General features: G+C 33.9%; 24 protein-coding genes. 14 read left to right on the forward strand and 10 right to left on the reverse strand.

Annotated features, from left to right (window positions below):
- The first annotated feature begins 151 nt into the window (after window positions 1-151).
- From msrB to BMY56_RS15110, 3 genes are all read left to right on the forward strand, one after another.
- Window positions 152-646, forward strand: coding sequence for a peptide-methionine (R)-S-oxide reductase MsrB (gene msrB, locus BMY56_RS15100; RefSeq protein WP_091626080.1), 495 nt, complete (start codon window positions 152-154; stop codon window positions 644-646).
- 194 nt (window positions 647-840) lie between these two features.
- Window positions 841-2,232, forward strand: a complete 1,392-nt coding sequence (gene lpdA / locus BMY56_RS15105; protein WP_091626083.1) for a dihydrolipoyl dehydrogenase — start codon at window positions 841-843, stop codon at window positions 2,230-2,232.
- A 22-nt stretch (window positions 2,233-2,254) separates the two neighbouring features.
- Entirely contained in the window at window positions 2,255-2,542 is a 288-nt protein-coding gene (locus BMY56_RS15110; RefSeq protein WP_091626086.1) for a DUF3817 domain-containing protein, read from the forward strand.
- A 2-nt stretch (window positions 2,543-2,544) separates the two neighbouring features.
- Here the strand turns inward: BMY56_RS15110 and BMY56_RS15115 are convergent, their stop codons facing one another.
- From BMY56_RS15115 to BMY56_RS15130, 4 genes are all read right to left on the reverse strand, one after another.
- The gene (locus BMY56_RS15115; RefSeq protein WP_091626088.1) at window positions 2,545-3,702 is read right to left on the reverse strand and encodes a PQQ-dependent sugar dehydrogenase; all 1,158 of its coding nucleotides are present in this window, start codon (window positions 3,700-3,702) and stop codon (window positions 2,545-2,547) included.
- Window positions 3,703-3,767: 65 nt separating this feature from the next.
- Window positions 3,768-4,184 carry a type II 3-dehydroquinate dehydratase gene (gene aroQ / locus BMY56_RS15120; protein ID WP_091626091.1) on the reverse strand — a complete coding sequence of 139 codons (417 nt, stop codon included), beginning with the start codon at window positions 4,182-4,184 and terminating at the stop codon, window positions 3,768-3,770.
- A 78-nt stretch (window positions 4,185-4,262) separates the two neighbouring features.
- Complete coding sequence (locus BMY56_RS15125) at window positions 4,263-4,781, reverse strand: outer membrane beta-barrel protein (protein WP_091626318.1); 519 nt, start codon at window positions 4,779-4,781, stop codon at window positions 4,263-4,265.
- Window positions 4,782-4,898: 117 nt separating this feature from the next.
- Complete coding sequence (locus tag BMY56_RS15130; RefSeq protein ID WP_143057831.1) at window positions 4,899-5,219, reverse strand: hypothetical protein; 321 nt, start codon at window positions 5,217-5,219, stop codon at window positions 4,899-4,901.
- Here BMY56_RS15130 and xerD point away from each other — a divergent pair.
- Window positions 5,205-6,107: a site-specific tyrosine recombinase XerD gene (gene xerD, locus BMY56_RS15135; RefSeq protein WP_091626096.1), complete on the forward strand. Its 903-nt coding sequence runs from the start codon at window positions 5,205-5,207 to the stop codon at window positions 6,105-6,107. The two genes, BMY56_RS15130 and xerD, sit on opposite strands and share 15 nt — an antisense overlap.
- Before the next feature lie 23 nt (window positions 6,108-6,130).
- On the opposite strand, the gene BMY56_RS15140 is transcribed toward xerD, so the two are convergent.
- Both BMY56_RS15140 and BMY56_RS15145 read right to left on the reverse strand, forming a co-directional pair.
- Window positions 6,131-6,619: a hypothetical protein gene (locus tag BMY56_RS15140; protein ID WP_091626098.1), complete on the reverse strand. Its 489-nt coding sequence runs from the start codon at window positions 6,617-6,619 to the stop codon at window positions 6,131-6,133.
- Between the two features lie 152 nt (window positions 6,620-6,771).
- Entirely contained in the window at window positions 6,772-8,064 is a 1,293-nt protein-coding gene (locus BMY56_RS15145) for an NAD(P)/FAD-dependent oxidoreductase (protein ID WP_091626101.1), read from the reverse strand.
- A gap of 100 nt (window positions 8,065-8,164) precedes the next feature.
- On the opposite strand from BMY56_RS15145, the gene BMY56_RS15150 reads away from it, so the two are divergent.
- The 3 genes from BMY56_RS15150 to BMY56_RS15160 all read left to right on the forward strand — a co-directional run bounded on the left by BMY56_RS15150 (window position 8,165) and on the right by BMY56_RS15160 (window position 10,869).
- A complete protein-coding gene (locus tag BMY56_RS15150; RefSeq protein WP_091626104.1) occupies window positions 8,165-9,592 on the forward strand; it encodes an amidohydrolase in 1,428 nt (475 codons plus the stop codon).
- A gap of 127 nt (window positions 9,593-9,719) precedes the next feature.
- Complete coding sequence (locus tag BMY56_RS15155) at window positions 9,720-10,214, forward strand: RNA polymerase sigma factor (protein WP_091626106.1); 495 nt, start codon at window positions 9,720-9,722, stop codon at window positions 10,212-10,214.
- A gap of 4 nt (window positions 10,215-10,218) precedes the next feature.
- Complete coding sequence (locus tag BMY56_RS15160) at window positions 10,219-10,869, forward strand: hypothetical protein (protein WP_091626109.1); 651 nt, start codon at window positions 10,219-10,221, stop codon at window positions 10,867-10,869.
- Here the strand turns inward: BMY56_RS15160 and BMY56_RS15165 are convergent.
- Together BMY56_RS15165 and BMY56_RS15170 are read right to left on the reverse strand one after the other, a co-directional pair.
- Window positions 10,866-11,672 (reverse strand): lysophospholipid acyltransferase family protein, encoded by an 807-nt coding sequence (locus BMY56_RS15165; protein ID WP_091626111.1) that lies wholly within the window; start codon window positions 11,670-11,672, stop codon window positions 10,866-10,868. The two genes, BMY56_RS15160 and BMY56_RS15165, sit on opposite strands and share 4 nt — an antisense overlap.
- 26 nt (window positions 11,673-11,698) lie before the next feature.
- Window positions 11,699-12,340: an NUDIX hydrolase gene (locus tag BMY56_RS15170; RefSeq protein ID WP_091626114.1), complete on the reverse strand. Its 642-nt coding sequence runs from the start codon at window positions 12,338-12,340 to the stop codon at window positions 11,699-11,701.
- Here BMY56_RS15170 and BMY56_RS15175 point away from each other — a divergent pair.
- The gene (locus BMY56_RS15175) at window positions 12,339-13,061 is read left to right on the forward strand and encodes a peptidylprolyl isomerase (RefSeq protein ID WP_091626117.1); all 723 of its coding nucleotides are present in this window, start codon (window positions 12,339-12,341) and stop codon (window positions 13,059-13,061) included. The two genes, BMY56_RS15170 and BMY56_RS15175, sit on opposite strands and share 2 nt — an antisense overlap.
- A 45-nt stretch (window positions 13,062-13,106) precedes the next feature.
- Here the strand turns inward: BMY56_RS15175 and BMY56_RS15180 are convergent, their stop codons facing one another.
- Window positions 13,107-13,718, reverse strand: coding sequence for a trimeric intracellular cation channel family protein (locus BMY56_RS15180; protein WP_091626119.1), 612 nt, complete (start codon window positions 13,716-13,718; stop codon window positions 13,107-13,109).
- Between the two features lie 3 nt (window positions 13,719-13,721).
- Window positions 13,722-14,438 (reverse strand): RDD family protein, encoded by a 717-nt coding sequence (locus BMY56_RS15185; protein WP_091626122.1) that lies wholly within the window; start codon window positions 14,436-14,438, stop codon window positions 13,722-13,724.
- Between the two features lie 32 nt (window positions 14,439-14,470).
- On the opposite strand from BMY56_RS15185, the gene BMY56_RS15190 reads away from it, so the two are divergent.
- Genes BMY56_RS15190 through BMY56_RS15215 form a run of 6 tightly spaced genes read left to right on the forward strand, consistent with a single transcriptional unit; the run spans window position 14,471 to window position 20,583 of the window.
- Entirely contained in the window at window positions 14,471-15,439 is a 969-nt protein-coding gene (locus tag BMY56_RS15190) for a stage II sporulation protein M (RefSeq protein WP_091626126.1), read from the forward strand.
- Window positions 15,429-16,313, forward strand: coding sequence for a hypothetical protein (locus tag BMY56_RS15195; RefSeq protein ID WP_091626129.1), 885 nt, complete (start codon window positions 15,429-15,431; stop codon window positions 16,311-16,313). Before BMY56_RS15190 ends, BMY56_RS15195 begins: the two co-directional genes overlap by 11 nt.
- A 17-nt stretch (window positions 16,314-16,330) precedes the next feature.
- Entirely contained in the window at window positions 16,331-17,056 is a 726-nt protein-coding gene (locus BMY56_RS15200) for a DUF4129 domain-containing protein (protein WP_245737238.1), read from the forward strand.
- Complete coding sequence (locus tag BMY56_RS15205) at window positions 17,049-18,263, forward strand: DUF4350 domain-containing protein (protein ID WP_091626134.1); 1,215 nt, start codon at window positions 17,049-17,051, stop codon at window positions 18,261-18,263. Before BMY56_RS15200 ends, BMY56_RS15205 begins: the two co-directional genes overlap by 8 nt.
- The gene (locus tag BMY56_RS15210) at window positions 18,253-19,251 is read left to right on the forward strand and encodes an AAA family ATPase (RefSeq protein WP_091626137.1); all 999 of its coding nucleotides are present in this window, start codon (window positions 18,253-18,255) and stop codon (window positions 19,249-19,251) included. The genes BMY56_RS15205 and BMY56_RS15210 overlap by 11 nt, the downstream gene beginning before the upstream one ends.
- Window positions 19,252-20,583: a DUF58 domain-containing protein gene (locus tag BMY56_RS15215; RefSeq protein WP_091626140.1), complete on the forward strand. Its 1,332-nt coding sequence runs from the start codon at window positions 19,252-19,254 to the stop codon at window positions 20,581-20,583. It abuts the gene before it with no gap.
- Window positions 20,584-20,585 lie beyond the last annotated feature (2 nt).

Raw genomic sequence — 20,585 nt, forward strand, 5'->3', positions numbered from 1 at the left:
AACTAAGTATACAGCATCTAAAGTCTTTAGGTTTACCCAAAGACTTTTTTATTTCTATATATTTTTTTAAAAACCTTTACTTAATAGATTACGTAAATACAATAACTTGAAAGGAATATAAAAGAATAACGACAGAATAATAAAATTGAAAATGAAAATGAGAATTGGAGTAGCGCTTTTAGTACTTTTTGCTAGCTGTAAGGGTACATCGCAAGAAAAAGAAATGGCCACAGATACAAATGTGGAAAACACAAAAGAATTTTCAGTTCAGAAAACAAATGCTGAATGGAAAAAAGAATTGACTGATGCTGAATACTACGTTCTACGTGAATCTGCCACGGAAAACCCATTTTCCAGTGAATTATTGAAGATTAAAAAGAAAGGTACTTATGTTTGCGCCGCCTGTGCTACTCCCCTTTTTAAAAGTCAAACCAAATTTGATTCTGGTACGGGTTGGCCAAGTTTTTATCAAGAAATTGAAGGTAATGTAGGCTACGAAATTGATAACACTTACGGCGTAAGGACAGAGGAACACTGCGCTACCTGTGGCGGACATTTAGGCCATGTTTTTGAAGATGGCCCAGAACCTACGGGTTTACGCCATTGCATTAACGGGGTTGCATTAAAATTTGTACCTGCTGAATAATCCACGCTTAAATAAAGAGGCCCAAAAAGGCCTCTTTATCGTTTATTAAGTAATTACGATACCTCGTTATTAGAAAATTGAATTTTTAAAAAATCACAATAAGAAATTAAAGGTCATATTTTAAAATCCTATTCTCAATTTCGATTTGGTTTTGTACTTTTGCACCTCATTTAAAACATCAAAAAAAACAAAATATGAGCAGTTTCGACATTATTGTTTTAGGTAGTGGTCCAGGAGGATATGTAACCGCTATCAGGGCTTCACAATTAGGTTTTAAGACCGCTATTATTGAAAAAGAAAGTCTTGGAGGCGTTTGTTTAAATTGGGGCTGTATCCCAACTAAAGCTTTGTTAAAATCTGCGCAAGTATTTGAATACCTCAAACATGCAGATGATTATGGAATAAAGGTTGAAGGTGTTGACAAAGATTTTGATGCTGTTGTAAAAAGAAGCCGTGGTGTTGCAGACGGTATGAGCAAAGGTGTTCAGTTCTTGATGAAGAAGAACAAAATCGAAGTAATAAAAGGCTATGGTATACTAAAAACTGACAAGAAAGTTTCGGTTAAGGCTGAAGATGGTACTGTTACAGAATATAGCGCTAACAATATTATTATTGCAACTGGTGCTCGAAGTCGTGAATTACCAAGTTTACCACAAGATGGCAAGAAAATTATAGGATACCGTGAAGCAATGACCTTAGACAAGCAACCTAAGAGCATGATTGTTGTAGGTAGTGGAGCTATCGGCATTGAATTCGCTTACTTTTATAATTCTATGGGTACTGATGTAACTGTAGTTGAGTATTTACCGAATATAGTGCCTGTTGAAGATGAAGATGTTTCTAAACAATTAGAGAGAAGCTTTAAAAAAGCAGGAGTTAAAATTATGACCTCCGCAGAGGTTACTTCTGTTGATACATCTGGTGATGGAGTTAAAGCAACCGTAAAAACTGCTAAAGGAGAACAAGTTCTAGAAGCTGATATAGTATTATCTGCAGTTGGTATAAAGACCAACATTGAAAATATAGGTTTAGAAGATGTAGGTATTGCTACTGATCGTGACAAAATTTTGGTAAATGATTTTTACCAAACAAATATACCGGGCTATTATGCTATTGGTGATGTAACACCTGGGCAAGCTCTTGCTCATGTAGCTTCAGCAGAAGGTATTCTTTGTGTTGAAAAATTAGCAGGTATGCATGTAGAGCCCTTAGATTATGGTAATATACCTGGTTGTACATATTGCTCTCCTGAAATTGCCTCTGTTGGATTAACAGAAAAGCAAGCAAGAGATAAAGGTATTGACATTAAGGTTGGTAAATTCCCATTCTCTGCAAGCGGTAAAGCAAAAGCATCTGGAGCTTCTGATGGGTTCGTTAAAGTTATATTCGATGCAAAATATGGCGAATGGTTAGGTTGCCATATGATAGGCGCTGGTGTAACTGATATGATTGCTGAGGCAGTTTTAGGACGTAAACTAGAAACTACAGGCCATGAAGTACTGAAAGCAGTTCATCCGCACCCAACCATGAGTGAGGCAGTTATGGAAGCGGTTGCAGCGGCATACGACGAAGTGATTCATTTATAAACCATTTTCAATAAGCATCAGTATGTTAAAATTATTTCGAGCAACGGCAATTTTAGAAGGAATCTCCTATTTGGCGTTGTTCGGAGTAACTATGCCATTAAAATATTGGGCAGAGATACCCGGACCGAATAAATTAGTCGGCTATGCTCATGGCGCACTATTTATTGCTTTTATAGCACTTACGATTTTGGTTGGCTATCAGAAAAAATGGGGCATCAAGAAATTTCTTATTTTTGGGGCAGCTTCTCTTCTACCCTTTGCCACTTTCTATGTTGAGGAAAAATATTTAAGGTCAGAAAAAGTAGATTAATCTTAATCTATCGTAGTGAGCTTATAAATTTTACCGTCAAAACTACAGAGGTATAACTCATTATTTTCATCTATTCCGAAAGAAGATATACTTAAGCCAGTTTCTAATAGTAATTTATTATTTCCGGCTTGATCTAAAGCCCAAATTCTACCTGAAATAAAATCACCATAGATGTAATACCCTTTTAAAGTAGGTAATTCATTTCCGCGGTAAACATATCCACCAGTAACCGATTTATCATTATTGCTATGGCCATAATCATAAAAAGGAGCTACTAAATCTGTTACATCACATTCTGTTGCTTGGTAGCAAGAAGTACCTTCAAGAATACTCCACGCATAATTACCACCTTTTACTATAAGGTCTATTTCCTCTAACTCATCTTGACCTACATCGGCCGCCCATATCGTATTGGTTTGAACGTCAAAACTAAATCGCCATGGATTTCTTAGTCCGTACGCATAAATTTCACCTCTAGCATTTTCATTCTCCACAAACGGATTGTCAGAAGGTATGGCATAATTTAAACCTACATCTTGATTGTTTACATCAATCCGTAAAATTTTACCTAAAAGTGTTTCTAGATTTTGGGCATTCCCGTCAGGGTCACCCGCACCGCCCCCATCACCTGAAGCTATGTATAAATATCCATCAGGACCAAAAGCCAATTGACCTCCATTATGGTTTGTATTGGGTTGGGCTATTTCTAATAAAATAGTTTCGGTTGATTCATCTACCAAATTAGCATCCGTTTCGGATACTTTAAAGCGAGAAATAACCGCCAAGCTCTCACTCGGTGTATAGGTAACATAAAGAAAACCATTGATATTGAAATCTGGATGAAAGGCAAAACCTAATAATCCCAATTCACTTGCCGTAGCTGTTTTATTTGAAATATCTAAAAATGTAGAAACCACCTCTGCAGAGTCTATATTTTCAAAAAACTTTATAACACCTCCTTTTTCTGCAACGAATATTCTATTAGTTCCGTCTTTCGGGGACTGTAGATCTAATGGTTTTGAAAAAGTTAAATTAGGAAAAGCATTGCTAAGAGAAATTGAATCATCAACTATAGGCGTGAGAGCTAAATCTTCTTTATCACTACACGAAGTAATTATAAATGAAGATATACTCAAAAGTACGAGACCAATTCTTTTCATAGTTATAGATTTTACAACTATTTACGAATTAAGTTAGTCAATCAGATGTTAAAGGTATCTTGTATTTATAATAAAAAACTTTCAATGGCTAAATCGTAACTTTTAAGTCCGAAGCCAAGAATAACTCCACTTGCAGCAGCAGAAATATAAGAAACATGCCTAAATTCTTCGCGTTTATGGGTATTTGAAATATGAACCTCCACTACAGGTGTCTTTACTGCCTTTACCGCATCGCCAATACCAACCGAGGTATGCGTGTATGCCGCGGCATTTAAAACTATACCGTCATAGGTAAAACCTGTTTCTTGAATTTTTGAAATTAGTTCTCCTTCGATATTAGATTGAAAGTACTCTAACTCAACATCTTTAAATTTGAATTGAAGTTTTGAAAAGTAATCTTCAAATGTTTCAGCTCCATATACATCGGGCTCCCTTTTCCCTAACAGATTTAAATTGGGACCATTAATTATGATAATCTTCATGTATCAAAAGTAACAAATGTTGATTAACAAATTGATAAGAAATTGTAGAAGTACATTTACTTCATGTACTATTCGACCTTATCTCCGAGTTCTATATTTCGGCTCAAAATTATACACTATACCAAGAGTTAAAGTAGACCAAGTAGCCTCGTCTAATTCAATACCTGTATAGGAAAAATTAATTTCTACACTAGAGCTCATTAAATAGGCAATTGTAGGTCTGTAATACAAACCCCCATCATTACCTTCACTAACACCTAACGCCCAACCTACATTACCACCGAATGAGAAATCGTTTGATGTCCAAATACGTATACCTGCTGATAAAGGGGCAAACTGAACTGGTTTTAAATCAGCGCGTACAATATTAGATTGAAATGTTTCTGCAAAACCATGGATAAAACCTACTGCAGGCCCTATGTCTACTACTTCACCTAAAGGATACATGTATGAAACATCAGCACCAACAACTACGCTAAGTGCCTCATTAAAATCATTAAAAGGTAGACCTGCTTGAATACCCATCTTAAACCCTTCTTGAGCGAAAATCTGGCTCGTAAAAATGGCCATAACTAGTAATAACAAGGTTTTTTTCATGTTTAGTGGTATAATTTTCATTAACATAGAACGAATTGAAACAGCAAATAGTATACAACAAAAGCGTATAAAAAAGGGGAACTATGTTCCCCTTTTAAATTCAAATGACTTTAACACTTATTCAATTACATATCTAATACCTATAGCGAAAGCCCCAACTTCATTACCTAAATACTCCCCAAGACCAATAAAAGGTCTCCAATCGAAAGAAAAAGCTAAAGGAACATTGTTTATTTTATAATCAAGACCTGCTGCAGGTCTAAGAGCTACCTTTATACCAAAACCATCACCTATTAATAAAATTGATTTGGAATTAATTAGAGTAAATATAAAAACCAACAATAAATCTTCATATACCAGAAAACCAATATTTAATACCAAGTATACTTTAATTGTAATTAATGTAATATCTATCTTTAAACCATGAATTGGCATCATGCTCTTAAAGATTTTACCATGTATCTTAAGTTAGAACGTGGGTTATCAAAAAATTCTATACAAAGCTATACTCGAGATATTGAGAAACTAATGTCTTTCTTAGATTCACATTCGATCACTGTCAACCCTATTCAAATAGAAAAAGATATCGTTCAGCGATTTATATATGAAATAGCCAAAGTGGTCAACCCCAGATCACAAGCACGAATCATATCAGGCCTTAAAAGTTTTTTCAACTATCTAATTTTTGAGGATTTTAGAAAAGACAATCCGTTAGATTTAATTGAGTCCCCAAAAATAGGGCGAAAATTACCGGACACTCTTTCTGAAAACGAAATAGATAAATTAATTCAGGCTATTGATTTAGGATCTAATGAAGGGGAACGCAATCGTGCGATGCTTGAAACTTTGTATGGTTGTGGTTTACGGGTTTCTGAACTTATTGACTTGAAAATATCTGACCTATTTTTTGAGGAAGATTTTATTAAAGTTACCGGTAAAGGCGATAAACAACGTTTTGTTCCAATTAGCACCGTGAACAAAAAGTATATTAATATTTATAGAAATGAAATACGAGTACACGTTAATATTCAAGAAGGATTTCAAGATATACTTTTTCTTAACCGACGAGGAAAACAACTTACAAGAGCTATGATTTTCACCATTGTAAAAAATTTAGCGGTTACTATTGGGTTGCATAAAAATATAAGTCCGCATACTTTTAGACATTCCTTTGCCACTCATTTACTTGAAAATGGTGCCGATTTACGTGCCATTCAGCAAATGCTTGGTCACGAAAGTATTACTACGACAGAAATTTATATGCATGTGGATCGGTCACATTTGGCAGAGGTCATGAATACCTATCACCCAAGAAAAAGTAATTAAAATCTTATCTAACTACCTATAGTTTAAACTGCTGGCATTTCAATTAAACTTTCACCAAAAACACCAATTCTAGAATTATTCAGCTCAACATTACTTTTTACCTCTATCATAAAATTTTCGCTAATATCATAACCCGTACCAGCTATAAAACCAAGCCGATATGGACCTGGAACATTGATATAACTACCGGTTTCAGCTTCCAATTCCATTCCAGAGAATAAATAGAATTTATCATTTAAGAAGACTTTGCTCACCAAATTTGTTCTAAAGCTTTCTGTTAACAAATACGTATCATAAAACCCTTGAAGTTCAATTTGTGTAGATTTAGATATTCCATATTTTACCATGAACGATTTATGCACATCACCAATAGCAGAAACGGGATATGCATGCCCAGAAATTGATAATCCAGTTAATGATGAAAGACTATTCGTTGGAGATGTTTCTTCCGTAGTCTGACCAATAGCAATAATTACAAACAAAAATAAATAACCACACACCAATACTTTCAAATCACAGTTTTTTAAAGTGATGTTGATTTCCTGTAGTAGGTATTCTAAAAATAACGGTAAAAGAACTACTTATCAAAACTAACCTCCAAACTTCTAGGTATTAAAGCACTTTGACCTATAATCCTTAATGATTATATACTTTATGAATTGCCTTAATCCTTAAACTGACTGTAGTCTCTTCTAAAAGGTCTTATAATCAAACGAGCTTCACGATCAAACCTAATATAGTTATATACCCAGTTTATGAATACAACCATTTTATTTCTAAATCCGATTAGGAAAAACAAGTGTACGAACATCCAAACAAACCAGGCAAAGACGCCTTGAAAACGATATCCTTTTATATCACAAACAGCTTTATTTCGACCAATTGTCGCCATACTACCTTTGTCAATATATTCAAATGGTTTCATCGATTTCTGTGTCAGCAACCGCTCTAAGTTCTCCCCTAATAATTTACCTTGCTGTATAGCAGGTTGTGCAACCATAGGATGCCCACGAGGATAATCTTCAGTTACCATACAAGCAATATCACCAATGGCAAAAATATCAGGATGGCCTTTAACTTGATTAAATTCATTAACATTGATTCTATTACCACCTGCTATTAAATCTACTGCATCCAAACCTTTAATTCCTGCGCCTTTTACCCCTGCAGCCCATACTACAGTAGCAGTTTCGAAAACCAAATCAGTTTTTGTCGTTACTGTTTTACCATTATAACCAGTTACCCTAACTCCTTTCCAAACTTGAACTCCCAATTCCTCTAAAAAATCTTCCGCTTTTTTTGAAGCCTGAGCACTAAAACCTGGCAAAAGACAATCACCACCTTGTACTATGTTAATTTGCGCCCTTCTGGTATCTAAATCTGGATAATCTTTAGGCAGAATACCCTTCTTAATCTCTGCCAATGCACCAGAAAGCTCAACTCCTGTTGGACCACCACCAACGATAACAAAATTCATTAAAGCATCTCGCTCATGATAGTCGTCGGTTAAAAGAGCTTGCTCAAAATTTTCAAGAATTAAACTTCTAAGATTAAGCGATTGCGGTACAGACTTCATCGACATGGCATTTTTTTCAATCTCTTCATTTCCAAAGAAATTGGTTTCAGAGCCAGTAGCTACAACCAAATAATCATATGAAAGGTCACCTATATTTGTATTAATTTTCTTTTTAAGCGGGTCAACATTATCGACCTCAGCTAAACGAAAATAAAAATTATCATATCCGATTAAAACCTTTCGTAAGGGATAAGCAATAGAACCTGGTTCAAGACCACCTGTAGAAACTTGGTATAATAAGGGTTGAAAAGTATGGTAATTATTCTTATCTAAAAGCACGACTTGTACTTCTTTTTTACTTAGTTTTTTGGCTAAGGAAACTCCGCCAAACCCACCACCTATAATAACAATTCTAGGATAGCTCGAAAGTGGTATGTTCATAATGTATTACTTAAATGCAAAACTAAACAAATCCACTTCTACTTTAAAATAATATTCTGTTTTTAGTATATTTAAGGTCTAACTACAAACAATTACAAAAATGCAAAAAACCTTAGTTTTATTGGCGGTACTTAGTACTTCCTTTTTTACAATACAAGCTCAAAAGAGCGAAAAAGAAATTCTTAAAAATTTAGAGCAAAAAAGTGAAGATTATGGAAATATAGCCCAGAACATATGGGAATTCGCAGAAATGGGCTACCAAGAAGAGCAAAGTTCTGGCTTATTACAAAGGACATTACAAGATGCTGGCTTTACCATTAAAAAAGGAGTTGCGGGCATTCCAACAGCTTTCATTGCAGAATATGGTAGCGGAAGTCCTGTTATAGCTATTATGGGTGAATTTGATGCGCTACCTGGCCTTTCTCAAAAAGCGACAGCTGAAAAAGAATCGGCAGGGAAATCGGCCGGACATGCATGTGGTCACCATCTATTTGGCACAGCATCTACGGCTGCTGCGATTTCAACTAAAGAATGGTTAGAAGCTAATAAATCTAAAGGTACCATTCGTTTTTATGGCACACCAGCAGAAGAAGGCGGTTCTGGAAAAGTATATATGGTTCGCGAAGGTCTTTTCAATGATGTTGATATTGCCCTTCACTGGCACCCTGGAGACGAAAACGAAGCAAATGCAGGTGCAGCATTGGCGAACAAATCTGCTAAATTTAGATTTCATGGCATATCGGCCCATGCGGCGGGTTCTCCTGAAAAAGGCCGTTCTGCTTTAGATGGCGTGGAAGCTATGGATATGATGGTCAATTTGATGCGCGAGCATATTCCTCAAGAAGCTCGAATACATTATGTGATTACAGATGGCGGTAAAGCCCCAAATGTGGTTCCTGATTTTGCTGAAGTATATTACTATGCTCGCCATAATAAACGTGATGTTGTTATTGATATTTTCGACCGTATGGTGAAAGCAGCTGAGGGTGCTGCTTTAGGTACTGGCACGACAATGGATTATGAAATGATTGGTGGTACGCATGAACTATTACCAAACCTTACTTTACAGAAATTGATGCACGAGAATCTTTCTGAAGTAGGTGGTATTGAATACACTGCTGAAGAAAAAGTGTTTGCGGATAAAATTGCAATGTCATTAGGAATGGATAAAGCAGATTTAGATACTGCAAAAAATGTTCAACCTTATAAAACGGAAGCTAGAGCTTATGGCTCTACCGATGTTGGTGACGTTAGTTTCACTGTACCTACAGTTGGTTTTGGAACTGCAACATGGGTACCTGGAACCCCTGCACATAGCTGGCAAGCAGTTGCTGCCGGTGGAACATCTATTGGTAGAAAAGGAATGATGGTTGCAGCAAAAACGTTGACCAAAACAGCTATTGACCTGTTCAAGGATAAAAAATTGATAGAAATGGCAAAGGCTGAATTCCTAGAGCAAAGAGGTGCTGATTTTAAATACATACCTCTTTTAGGTGATAGAGCACCTGCATTAGATTATAGAAATTAGAATTCAATAAGTATAGTTAAAAAAAAAGTGCCAAGGTTTCCTTGAGCACTTTTTTTATTTATTTAAAGATTTATTGTAACAAATAAACCTTTTATATGACTAATCACATAAGATCAACCAACCAACAGTGAACAAAGAACTTGAACACAAATTTGTGACCGAGCTACAGAACAATCAAAATATTGTTCATAAAGTGTGTACGCTATATACAAACGACCGCGACTCTCACAACGATTTGTTTCAAGAAATTACTATCCAATTATGGAAAGCATACCCCAAATTTAGAGGTGATGCAAAATTTAGTACGTGGATGTATCGGGTAGCTTTAAATACAGCAATTACCTTGTATCGCAAGCACAAGAGAAGGATTGACACCGCTGATTATGAATCAATTATTTTTAAGATAAAAGCGGATGAATATGATGAAACAGAAGAAGTACAATTAAAATTGATGTATAAGGCAGTAAAACAATTAGGTGATATCGATAAAGCCTTGGTCTTTTTATATCTAGAGGATAAAAACTATACCGAAATTTCAGAAACTTTGGGTATAACAGAAGTAAATGCAAGAGTGAAAATGAACCGTATTAAAACAAAATTAAGAACCATTTTGAATCCATAAGCGTATGACGGATGAACTGGAATTATTAAAGAGAGACTGGCAGAAGAAGGAGTTTGATATTCCTAAATTGAGCTATGAGGATATTCATAAAATGATATGGAAGAAATCTTCTTCTATTGTGAAATGGATTCTAATCATAAGTATCTTAGAATTTACACTACCACATTTATTATACCTATTACCTTCGATGCAAGAGGGTATGGAGGTTTACAAAAAGATTGGAGTTTCCAAATACCTCTTTATTCTTTCTATTTTAACGTATTCTGTTGCATTTTACTTTATTTTTCAGTTTTATCAAAGATTTAAAGAAATTTCAGTACTCGATAATTCTAAAAATCTAATGCGTAAAATTATTAAAACACGAAGAACAGTTAAACACTATGTTATTTTTTCATTATCGATGATTATGGTAACTATAATCATAATGATTATAGGTGTTTATTTGAGTGACAATATTACCCTAGCTTTTCCTGAATTAAAAGAAGGGCTCAAAAACATATCCCAAGATAAATTAAAGATAACTGTAATGCTCTCAATAGGTATTTTTGGAATAATACTAACCTTATTCATGGGAGGTATTTACTTCCTTTTATACGGTCTTTTACTAAGAAAATTAAAGAAGAATTATAGTGAGCTAAGACAATTGGAATTTTAAGACTTTTTCCATTTACGTTTCTTATTCTCTTCTTCGTATGCCAATAAGTCTTGCTTAGAAATCACCTTTAAAAAAGATGGGTGCTGTTCAATAGCATACTCTAATTTTTCTATAATTGATTCCGAAGATTCATTATCATAATCTATATGCAAAGGTTCTTTAATAACCATTGATTGAAGTATCCCTTTTTTCTTGATACGAAGGCCTTTCTTATCAAAAGAACGCCGAAAACCATCAATTACTACAGGTACAACTACAGGTTTATATTTTTTAATGATATGCGCTGTTCCTTTTCGTAAAGGTTTCCAAGGTGTTGTAGTGCCTTGAGGAAAAGTAATTACCCAACCATCATTCAAAGCTTTACCGATGCTAGAAATATCGCTCATTTTAACCTGTCTTTTCACATCTTGTCCTTCTGACCGCCAAGTTCGTTCAACACTAACCGAACCTGCATACGCCATAATTTTGGTCAAAAGACTTTTCTTCATGGTTTCGGCAGCGGCCACATAGTACATATTCAATTTTGGCTGCCAGATGTATCCTAAGTTTTTGATAGAATCTTCACGACCGCTTAAACTTGCATTAAACACATGAAACATTGCCACCACATCCGCAAAATATGTTTGGTGGTTGCTAACGAATAGTACATTTCTATCTGGTAAGTTTCTAATAATTTCTGACCCTTCTATCTCTAAAGTGTTGAAACGTTTATAGCGCTGATGTGATAACACCGCTAGAATACGAATTAGCCATTTTTTTATAAATAAATTATGCCCGAAAGGGTTTGTCTTAAATAATCCCATAGAATGCTAAAATAAATAAATATGCCTTATAACACCTGCTTTAATAACTCTTTAATCTCGTTTAACATCATTGCGGTGGCTCCCCAAACAATATAACCGTTTAATTTAAAGGCAGGTACTTCAATATCGACGGCATATGAGGTAGATAATTTTTTTGTTACGATTTTATTTTCGTCTAAAAAATCAAATAAGGGTACCTCTAAAATCAATTCAACCTCATTATCCTGCTTAACAAATGGTTTTGGATTTTTATACAAGCCAATAAAAGGCTGCACTATAAAATTACTAGGTGGAATAAAAATTTCTGATATCTCTTTAATCACCGTTACATCAGTTGGCTTCACTCCTACTTCTTCATGCGTTTCTCGCAACGCAGTAGATAAAAGTCCGTCATCATATTTTTCAGCTTTACCACCAGGAAACCCTACTTGATTAGAATGAACTCCTTTATAGGTTTTACGAAGAATTAGCAATAAATTAGTGTTTTGACTAATTGTAGGATAAAACAATGCCATAACAGCTGCCTTTCTCGGGTTTCTAATTTTTAGATTTATTTCTCTAAATTCTTCGAATCGACCTTCTGGTGCCATTTTATATTGCGAAGCCTCCCCCGGAAGCGGTAGATCTTTTATTTTTGATATCCGTTGTTCAAAAAAATTGAAATCCATGAATTCACTTAAATTCTATTTGTATTTTATTATTACGTTTATACTTCTTAGTGTAGGTTGCAAAGATACTTCTAACAAATCTGAAAGTACAATATCTGTGCCAACGGCAACTATAGATTCGACACAAACTGAAGCAAACACAACATTGCAACAAGAGGAAGTAGAAAAATTTCAACTTACCGAGGATAATGCCATAGACTTCTTTTTCAATTATGAGAAAACCTTAAAATCGAATAAGGTAAAAATCACTACAAATTTAGGAAGCTTTACCGTAGAATTATATGACAATGTACCATATCACCGTGCAAATTTCATTTACCTAACCCGAAAAGGCTATTTTGATTTCACTCAATTTCATAGGGTTGTTAAGAATTTCATTATTCAAGGAGGAAATTCAGATGATCGAAAAACCGGAAAGAAAAGAACTGATATCGGTAGATACCTACTGCCACCTGATACCAGAAAAGGACATAAACACGACCGAGGAACTATTTCAATGCCAAGTAGTGAAATGGATAACCCGCATATGCTAGCATCACCCTTTGAGTTTTTTATAGTAGTTACAGATCCGGGTTCTTATCACCTAGACGATGAGTATACGCCCTTCGGTAGGGTCATTGAAGGAATGGACGTGGTTGACAAAATAAACAATCAGCCTGTTGGTGAAGGCGATTGGCCCATGCAGAATATTTATATTGAAAAGGCAGAAGTTGTTGAGTAGTAGATGTTGGTAAAATGATTTTTTATAAGATTAGCCGTATTCTAATTAATTGTTATCGCGATATATATTTGGTAATGAGATCTTAAACCGAACAGCCAAGACCCTCATAATAATTATGGTTAGAATCGCCAAGGAATAAGGTATGGTATTATCAATAGGAAATTGAATAAGAAGAAAATAAACTAATCCGCCTAAAATACATACCGTAGCATAAATTTCCTTTCTAAAAATTACTGGTATTTCATTGCATAATATATCTCGTATTACTCCACCAAAACACGCTGTTATGGTACCTAAGGCTATGCACATAACTGGTGATAAATCTGCAGCCAACCCTTTTTCAATACCCACCATGGTATAAAGACCAATACCAATGGTATCGAATAGAAATAGCGATTTTCTAACGTATTTTAATTGTTTTACAAATACTATTGCCAGTAAAACGGTAATGACTATTATAAGTAGGTGCATTGGTGTATTTAACCATCCTACGGGTCTAATACCTATTAATAAATCACGCAAAGTACCGCCACCAACAGCAGTAACAAAAGCTATTATCAGTACGCCGAAGACGTCTAACTTTTTATCCATAGCTACCAAAACACCTGATATAGCAAATGCAATGGTTCCTAATATATCAATGATAAAATAAAACATCACTTATAACTTTTGGGTAAAGTAATTATAGTCTTTAATAACGATATCAACAAAATCAATAGGTTTTAAATCTGAAGATATTTCTAGGACCTTTTTAATTCTGTCGCTAAGCGAAAGTATAACATTATGATTACCGTTTCTTTTGGCACTATCATAAAGTTCTTTAATAGTTTGCATTTCTCCGTCTTTAAAGATGGTAACATGAGAAAATGTTGGTATATAATCTGAAGGTAATTCTCTAAGTAACGTATCTTTTAAAAAGACCCGTTTTTTTTCGCTTATTACGGTCGTACCTGCTGCTATATCGCCAACCCTTTGTCCCTTACCACGAATAAGAATGGTTAACACGGCTATACCACCAGAGCTTATTGACACATCTATAATCCGAAGAATCCACCTCACAAAATAATTAGCAAAACTAGGCTTAGTGCCATCTAGTTTAACAACTCTGATCTTCATAAAACTCTTACCAATGGTTTTACCATCCATAAAAGTTTCAAATAACAAATAATATAAAAATGCTGGAAGGCCTAAAAGCATATAAACTGCCCATTTATCACCTAAATCAATATCAATTACGGAAAGAAACCATAACATTAAAATATAGTAAATTATAATAATGAGCGAATCTATAATAAAGGCCAATATACGATCTCCTAAATGAGCGGTATTTTGATCAATACTTATATTTTGCGCGGTTTCTATTTGAAATTGTTCCATAGTTTTGTTTCTTTGAGATAAACCCTAAGCTTATGCGCGAGGCTGCTTTTGTGAAGCAAAATAAAGATAAATGGTCTACTTTTGAAAGCGCTCTGGATAACAAAACGAATATTGCTCCAAATGTTTTGTCTGATTTGTATGTTGAAATCACAGATCATTTAAGTTATGCTAAAACGTTTTACCCTAAAAGCAATACTGAATTTTATTTAAATTCAATTGCCTCACAAGCACACCAAAAAATTTACACGTCTAAAAAAGAGCCTAAAAACAGAATTCTACGCTTTTGGAAAACTGAATTTCCAACCATGTTTGCACAACATCATAGAGAATTACTAATTGCTTTTTTAGTATTTTCATTTTTCACCTTTGTAGGTGCCTTTTCTGCGGCTAATGAAGGTGATTTTGTACGTTCTATTTTAGGAGATGGTTATGTTAATATGACATTGAACAACATAGAAAAGGGAGACCCAATGGCCGTTTACAAACAAATGGGTAAGTTTAATATGTTTTTGGGAATCACCATTAATAATATTAGGGTAGCACTAATGGCCTTTGCTTTTGGAATTATGTTAGGAATTGGAACGCTAATGGTTATGCTACAAAACGGAATAATGTTAGGTAGTTTTCAATACTTCTTTTATGAAAAGGGACTTTTATGGGAATCTGTTCGAACTATATGGATTCATGGAACTATAGAAATTTCGGTAATTATTATCGCTGGTTGTGCTGGATTAGTTATGGCCAACGGCATGCTTTTTCCTGGCACATTTACCAGACTAGAATCTTTTAAAAGAGGGGTTAAAAACGGATTAAAAATTATGGTAAGTACCATTCCCTTTTTCGTTATTGCAGGTTTTTTAGAGGGTTTTGTTACCCGCCATACGGAAATGCCAGACTGGCTTGCAATTTTAATCATATTAGGATCTTTAGTACTAATTCTTTTTTATTACGTTATATATCCATATCAACTAAACAGGAAAATCAAATTACATGAAAGCTGATTATATAGAATTTAAGAAACAACGAGAATTAGGTGATATTCTTACAGATACATTTGCATTTTTAAGAAGCGAATTCAAACCTTTTTTTACAACGTTTTTTAAGATTGTAGGCCCCTACTTATTAGCCATGATTTTGGCATTGGTATTTTACATGTTCTATGCGGGTAATTCCTTTAGTTTAATATTTACCGGCGTTGGCTCTGAACTAAATAACATAGCCTTAATTTTCGTTATTGCTCTTGTGTATATGATTTCTATTGTTTCAGTTTACACCATTTCGCAATCTACGGTACTGCATTATATTAAATCATATGCCAACGGTAAAGGAACCCCCGATTTTGAAACCATAAAAAAGGAAGTTTATGCTAGCTTTTGGAGTTTCATAGGCCTTGGAATTTTGGTAGGCCTATCTATTTTTTTTGGCTTGATGATTTGTATCATACCCGGTATTTATCTTTATGTCCCATTAATGTTAGCCTTTAGTGTTTTAGTATTTAATAAAATGGGGGCTTCAGATGCCTATGGGTATAGTTTTAAATTGGTAAAAGATGAATGGTGGATAACCTTTGCTACTTTTTTTGTTATTGGCATCATCGTGGTAGTAGCATCTTGGGCATTCTCCTTACCCTTAGCGATTTATCAATGGGCGAAAATGGGAATTTTATCTGGTGAAATGGATGCAGAAAGTATGATGAATATTTTTGAAGACCCTATATACATATTACTTAACGTAGTGGGTACGATAGGTCAGTTCTTACTAAATCTTATCAGCGTAATTGCAGGTGTTTTTATCTATTTTAACTTAAACGAGAAGAAGAATTTCACTGGAACTTACGAACGCATTGAAAATTTAGGTCAATCTCGAGATATTTAAGAATGCTGTATAGGTTAATGCTACTTTTTTTATTTGGATGTTGTTATACAATATCTGCTGCCCAAAAAGACACGCTTACCGTTAAACTTGACACCTTAGAACTTGTTCAAAAAAAGATTGACCAAAGCGAACTCGACGTTTTTAGAGACAATCCAGATTTTAATTATGAGATTGTTAAAAGTACCGCCCCAGATTGGTGGGTGTCTTTTAAAAATTGGTTATCCAATCTCATATTACAGTTCTTTGAATGGATTTTTGGAGTAGAGAAGGCGTCAGGTATTTTTAATGTTCTTTTAAGAATACTACCCTATCTTTTATTAGCGATACTTGTTTTTATTCTTATAAAGTTTTTCATTAACGTAAATGCAAGAGCTCTAATTTATAATCAGAAAGCGGAATCACTGGTCACCTTATCAGAAGAGGAACATATTATTAAAAATGAAGATATTCAAATGCTAATTCAAGAAGCACTTGAGCACAAAAATTACAGGCTAGCCATTCGTTACTATTATCTCTTAACGCTAAGGCTAATGAACCAAAAAGAGATTATTGTGTGGGAGTTGCAAAAAACAAATGCTGATTATTACAGAGAAATAGAAAAAATAGATCTAAAAAAACCTTTTGCTAACATTACTCGACTCTATGAATATATCTGGTATGGTGATTTTCCCATTGATGAAAACAAATACCTAAAAGCAGAAGCTAATTTTTTATCCTTAAAAAATATTTTACAAAATGGATAAGAAAGGAACTATCTATATTGTTATCGCTGTAATTTCTTTGGGTGCTTTGATGCTGCTTCAGTATAATAAAACAAAAGAAATAAACTGGTTTGAGTCGTATGTGCCTTCTCATAAAATACCATACGGCACTTATATTTTCAATCAAATTATTCCTAAATTATTTGATGGCCAAATTGAACATATAACTATTCCTCCTTTTGAATTTCTTCAAAATAATAAAGACATAAGTGGCACCTATTTTTTTGTAAATAATCAAATTGCTTTTGAAAAAACAGAATTAGAATCGCTCTTAGAATGGACTTCAAAAGGCAACATTCTTTTTATAGCTTCAAAAGGTTTCGAAAAAAAGTTACTTGACACCCTAAACTTAAAAACAGGAAATTTATATGGAGGTTTTGATGTAAGTCAACTTCAAAACCATGAGTTGGTGAACCCAAACCTAAGAATTCAAGATAGTATCACTTTTGACAGAGGTACCTATTCACCTTATTTTAATGAAATAGATACCTTACAAACTGTTGTCGTTGGCAAGTTTAAGGTTGAAAAATCAGAGAATAATGAATTGAAAGACCTGAACATCAACATTATCAAACAAAAATTTGGCGAAGGTGAAATTGTCTTATCAACCTTCCCCGAAGCATTTACGAATTACTTTTTATTAAATGGAAACAATAAGGATTATACAACAGGTTTAATTTCCTATTTTGAGGGTTCACCAACAATTTATATTGATAACCATTATAAAAGTGGAAAGTCTTTTTATACTTCTCCAATGTATATATTCTTGAATACAAAAGAGTTAAAATGGGCTTATTATACCGCTCTTATTGGGATTTTAATTTATATCGTTTTTGAAGGCAAGCGAAAGCAAAGGGCAGTACCAGTTGTAATTCCTTTGAAAAATCAAACATTGGCTTTTACTCGCACAATTTCAGATATGTATTTTGAAAAAAGTGATCAAAAGGCAATTAGTGAACACAAAATAAATTATTTTCTAGATCAACTACGGTCTAATTTCTTTATAAGTGCAATAACTTTTGACGATACTTTTTATACTAGTCTTGCGGGTAAAAGCGGACAGTCTTTTGAATCTGTTAAAAAGTTATTTACTTACATCAAACATCTTAAGAATAGAAGTCAAATCACAGATACCGAATTAATAGAATTGAATACCCTAATACAAAAATTTAAAGCGGATGGAAAATAACGAGCAAGCTACAGATGACCTAAATTTTGATAACCGTATACCTCTAGATGGACTTCAAAAGGCAGTTTCAGACATAAAATTAGAACTTTCAAAAGTAATTATAGGGCAAGAAAATTTTATTGAACTTTTAATTGTCTCCCTATTGGTAGATGGCCATGTTCTAATTGAGGGCGTACCTGGTATAGCAAAGACCATTACGGCTAAATTATTTGCAAAAACCTTAAAAACAGATTTTAGTAGAATTCAGTTTACACCAGACTTAATGCCTAGTGACATTCTTGGAACCTCAGTTTTTAATGCAAAAACTACAGAGTTCGAATTCAAAAAAGGACCCATATTTTCTAACATTATTTTAATTGATGAAATTAATCGAGCTCCTGCCAAAACACAAGCAGCCATGTTTGAAACTATGGAAGAACGGCAGGTAACCATGAACGGTACAACCTACCCTATGGATGCCCCTTTTATGGTTTTAGCAACTCAAAACCCAATTGAACAAGAAGGCACCTATGCCCTACCAGAAGCTCAACTTGACCGTTTTATTTTTAAAATTAAAGTAGAATATCCTAATCTAGAAGAAGAAATACTTATTTTAAAAACGCATCATGAGCGCAAAGGCGATTTGCCACAAAAAGAAATTAAAGGCGTTTTAACCCCTAAAGAATTACTTCGATTTAAAAAACAAATTCAAGAAATTATTGTCGAAGAAAAAATCTTTAAATATATCGCAGAGGTTATAAATAAAACACGAAATCATCCGCATCTTTATTTAGGCGGGTCTCCCAGAGCTTCTATTGCTGCCTTAAATAGCGCAAAAGCTTTTGCTGCATTAAACGGACGTGATTTTGTAACTCCTGAAGATGTAAAAAAAGCCATGGTCCCTATCTTAAACCATAGAGTAATCTTAACTCCTGAGCGTGAAATGGAAGGGATTACAACTGAAAGCGTAGTGAAAATGATTATGGAAAGTGTTGAAATACCTAGGTAAATGCAGTTTTTAAAATCATTATATATTAATAATACCTTTTTTATATACTTAGCTGTGCTTTGCGCTAGCTTTATATTATCGTTTTGGTTCAAAGTAATCTATCCTATTTCTTGGGTACTTCTGCTTTTATTAATTGCTTTTTTTATTTTTGATATATTTCTCTTGTTTGCAAACTCAAAAGGTATTTCTGCTCAAAGAGAACTCCCAAAAAAGTTATCTAACAGTGATTTTAATTCTATCGAAATTCGATTCGAAACCTTTTATCCTTTTAAAACCTTTTTAACAATTATAGATGAGTTACCGATTCAATTTCAAAAAAGAGATTTTGAATATAAAACGATTATTTTCAAAGGACAAAAAAATGAATTTAATTATAAAGTAAGACCAGTAGAGCGCGGTGAATATGTATTTGGAAATCTAAATATTTTCTGCTCATCTCCTCTACGAATTATCAAAAGGCGCTTTGTTTTTCAAAAAGACCAAATGGTTCCTGTATACCCATCTATAATTCAAATGCAACAATATGATTTTTTGGCCATAAGCAATCGGTTGTCTCAAATTGGCTTAAAAAAAATACGTAAAATAGGACATACCCAAGAATTTGAACAAATAAAAGAATATGTTCAAGGTGATGATATTCGTACCCTTAACTGGAAAGCTACTGCAAAATCTAACCAATTAATGGTTAATCAATACCAAGATGAAAAGTCGCAACCTGTTTATTCAATTATTGATACAGGAAGAGTTATGAAAATGCCCTTTAATGGTCTAAAATTATTGGATTATGCCATAAATAGCACTTTAGCATTCTCAAATGTTGCCTTAAAAAGAAACGATAAAACTGGATTAATTGCTTTCTCTAAAAACTTAGAAACCTATGTTCCGGCAGTTCAAAAAATAACGCACTTGAACACCATAATGGAAAAGTTATACAGTATTGGTAATGATTACACTGATGCTGATTTTGGTTTACTTTATGCTCATGTGAAACGAAAAATAAACCATCGAAGCCTTTTACTTTTTTATACCAATTTTGAGCACATCTCCGCCCTTAAAAGACAACTACCTTATTTACTGGCACTCTCTAAAAAACATGTATTGGTAGTTATATTTTTTGAAAATTCAGAATTAATAGAATTAATTTCTACGGATGCCGAAAACCTACAAACCATTTATCATAAAACCATTGCCGAAAAATTTGCTTTGGATAAAAAATTAATACAAAAAGAATTACAGAAATACGGTATACAAACTATTCTCACTAAGCCAGAAGAATTAACCATTAACACAATAAATAAATATTTAGAGATAAAGGCAAAGGGACTACTATAAGC

The organism is Maribacter orientalis, assembly GCF_900109345.1.
In the GTDB taxonomy this organism is placed as follows: Bacteria; Bacteroidota; Bacteroidia; order Flavobacteriales; family Flavobacteriaceae; genus Maribacter; species Maribacter orientalis.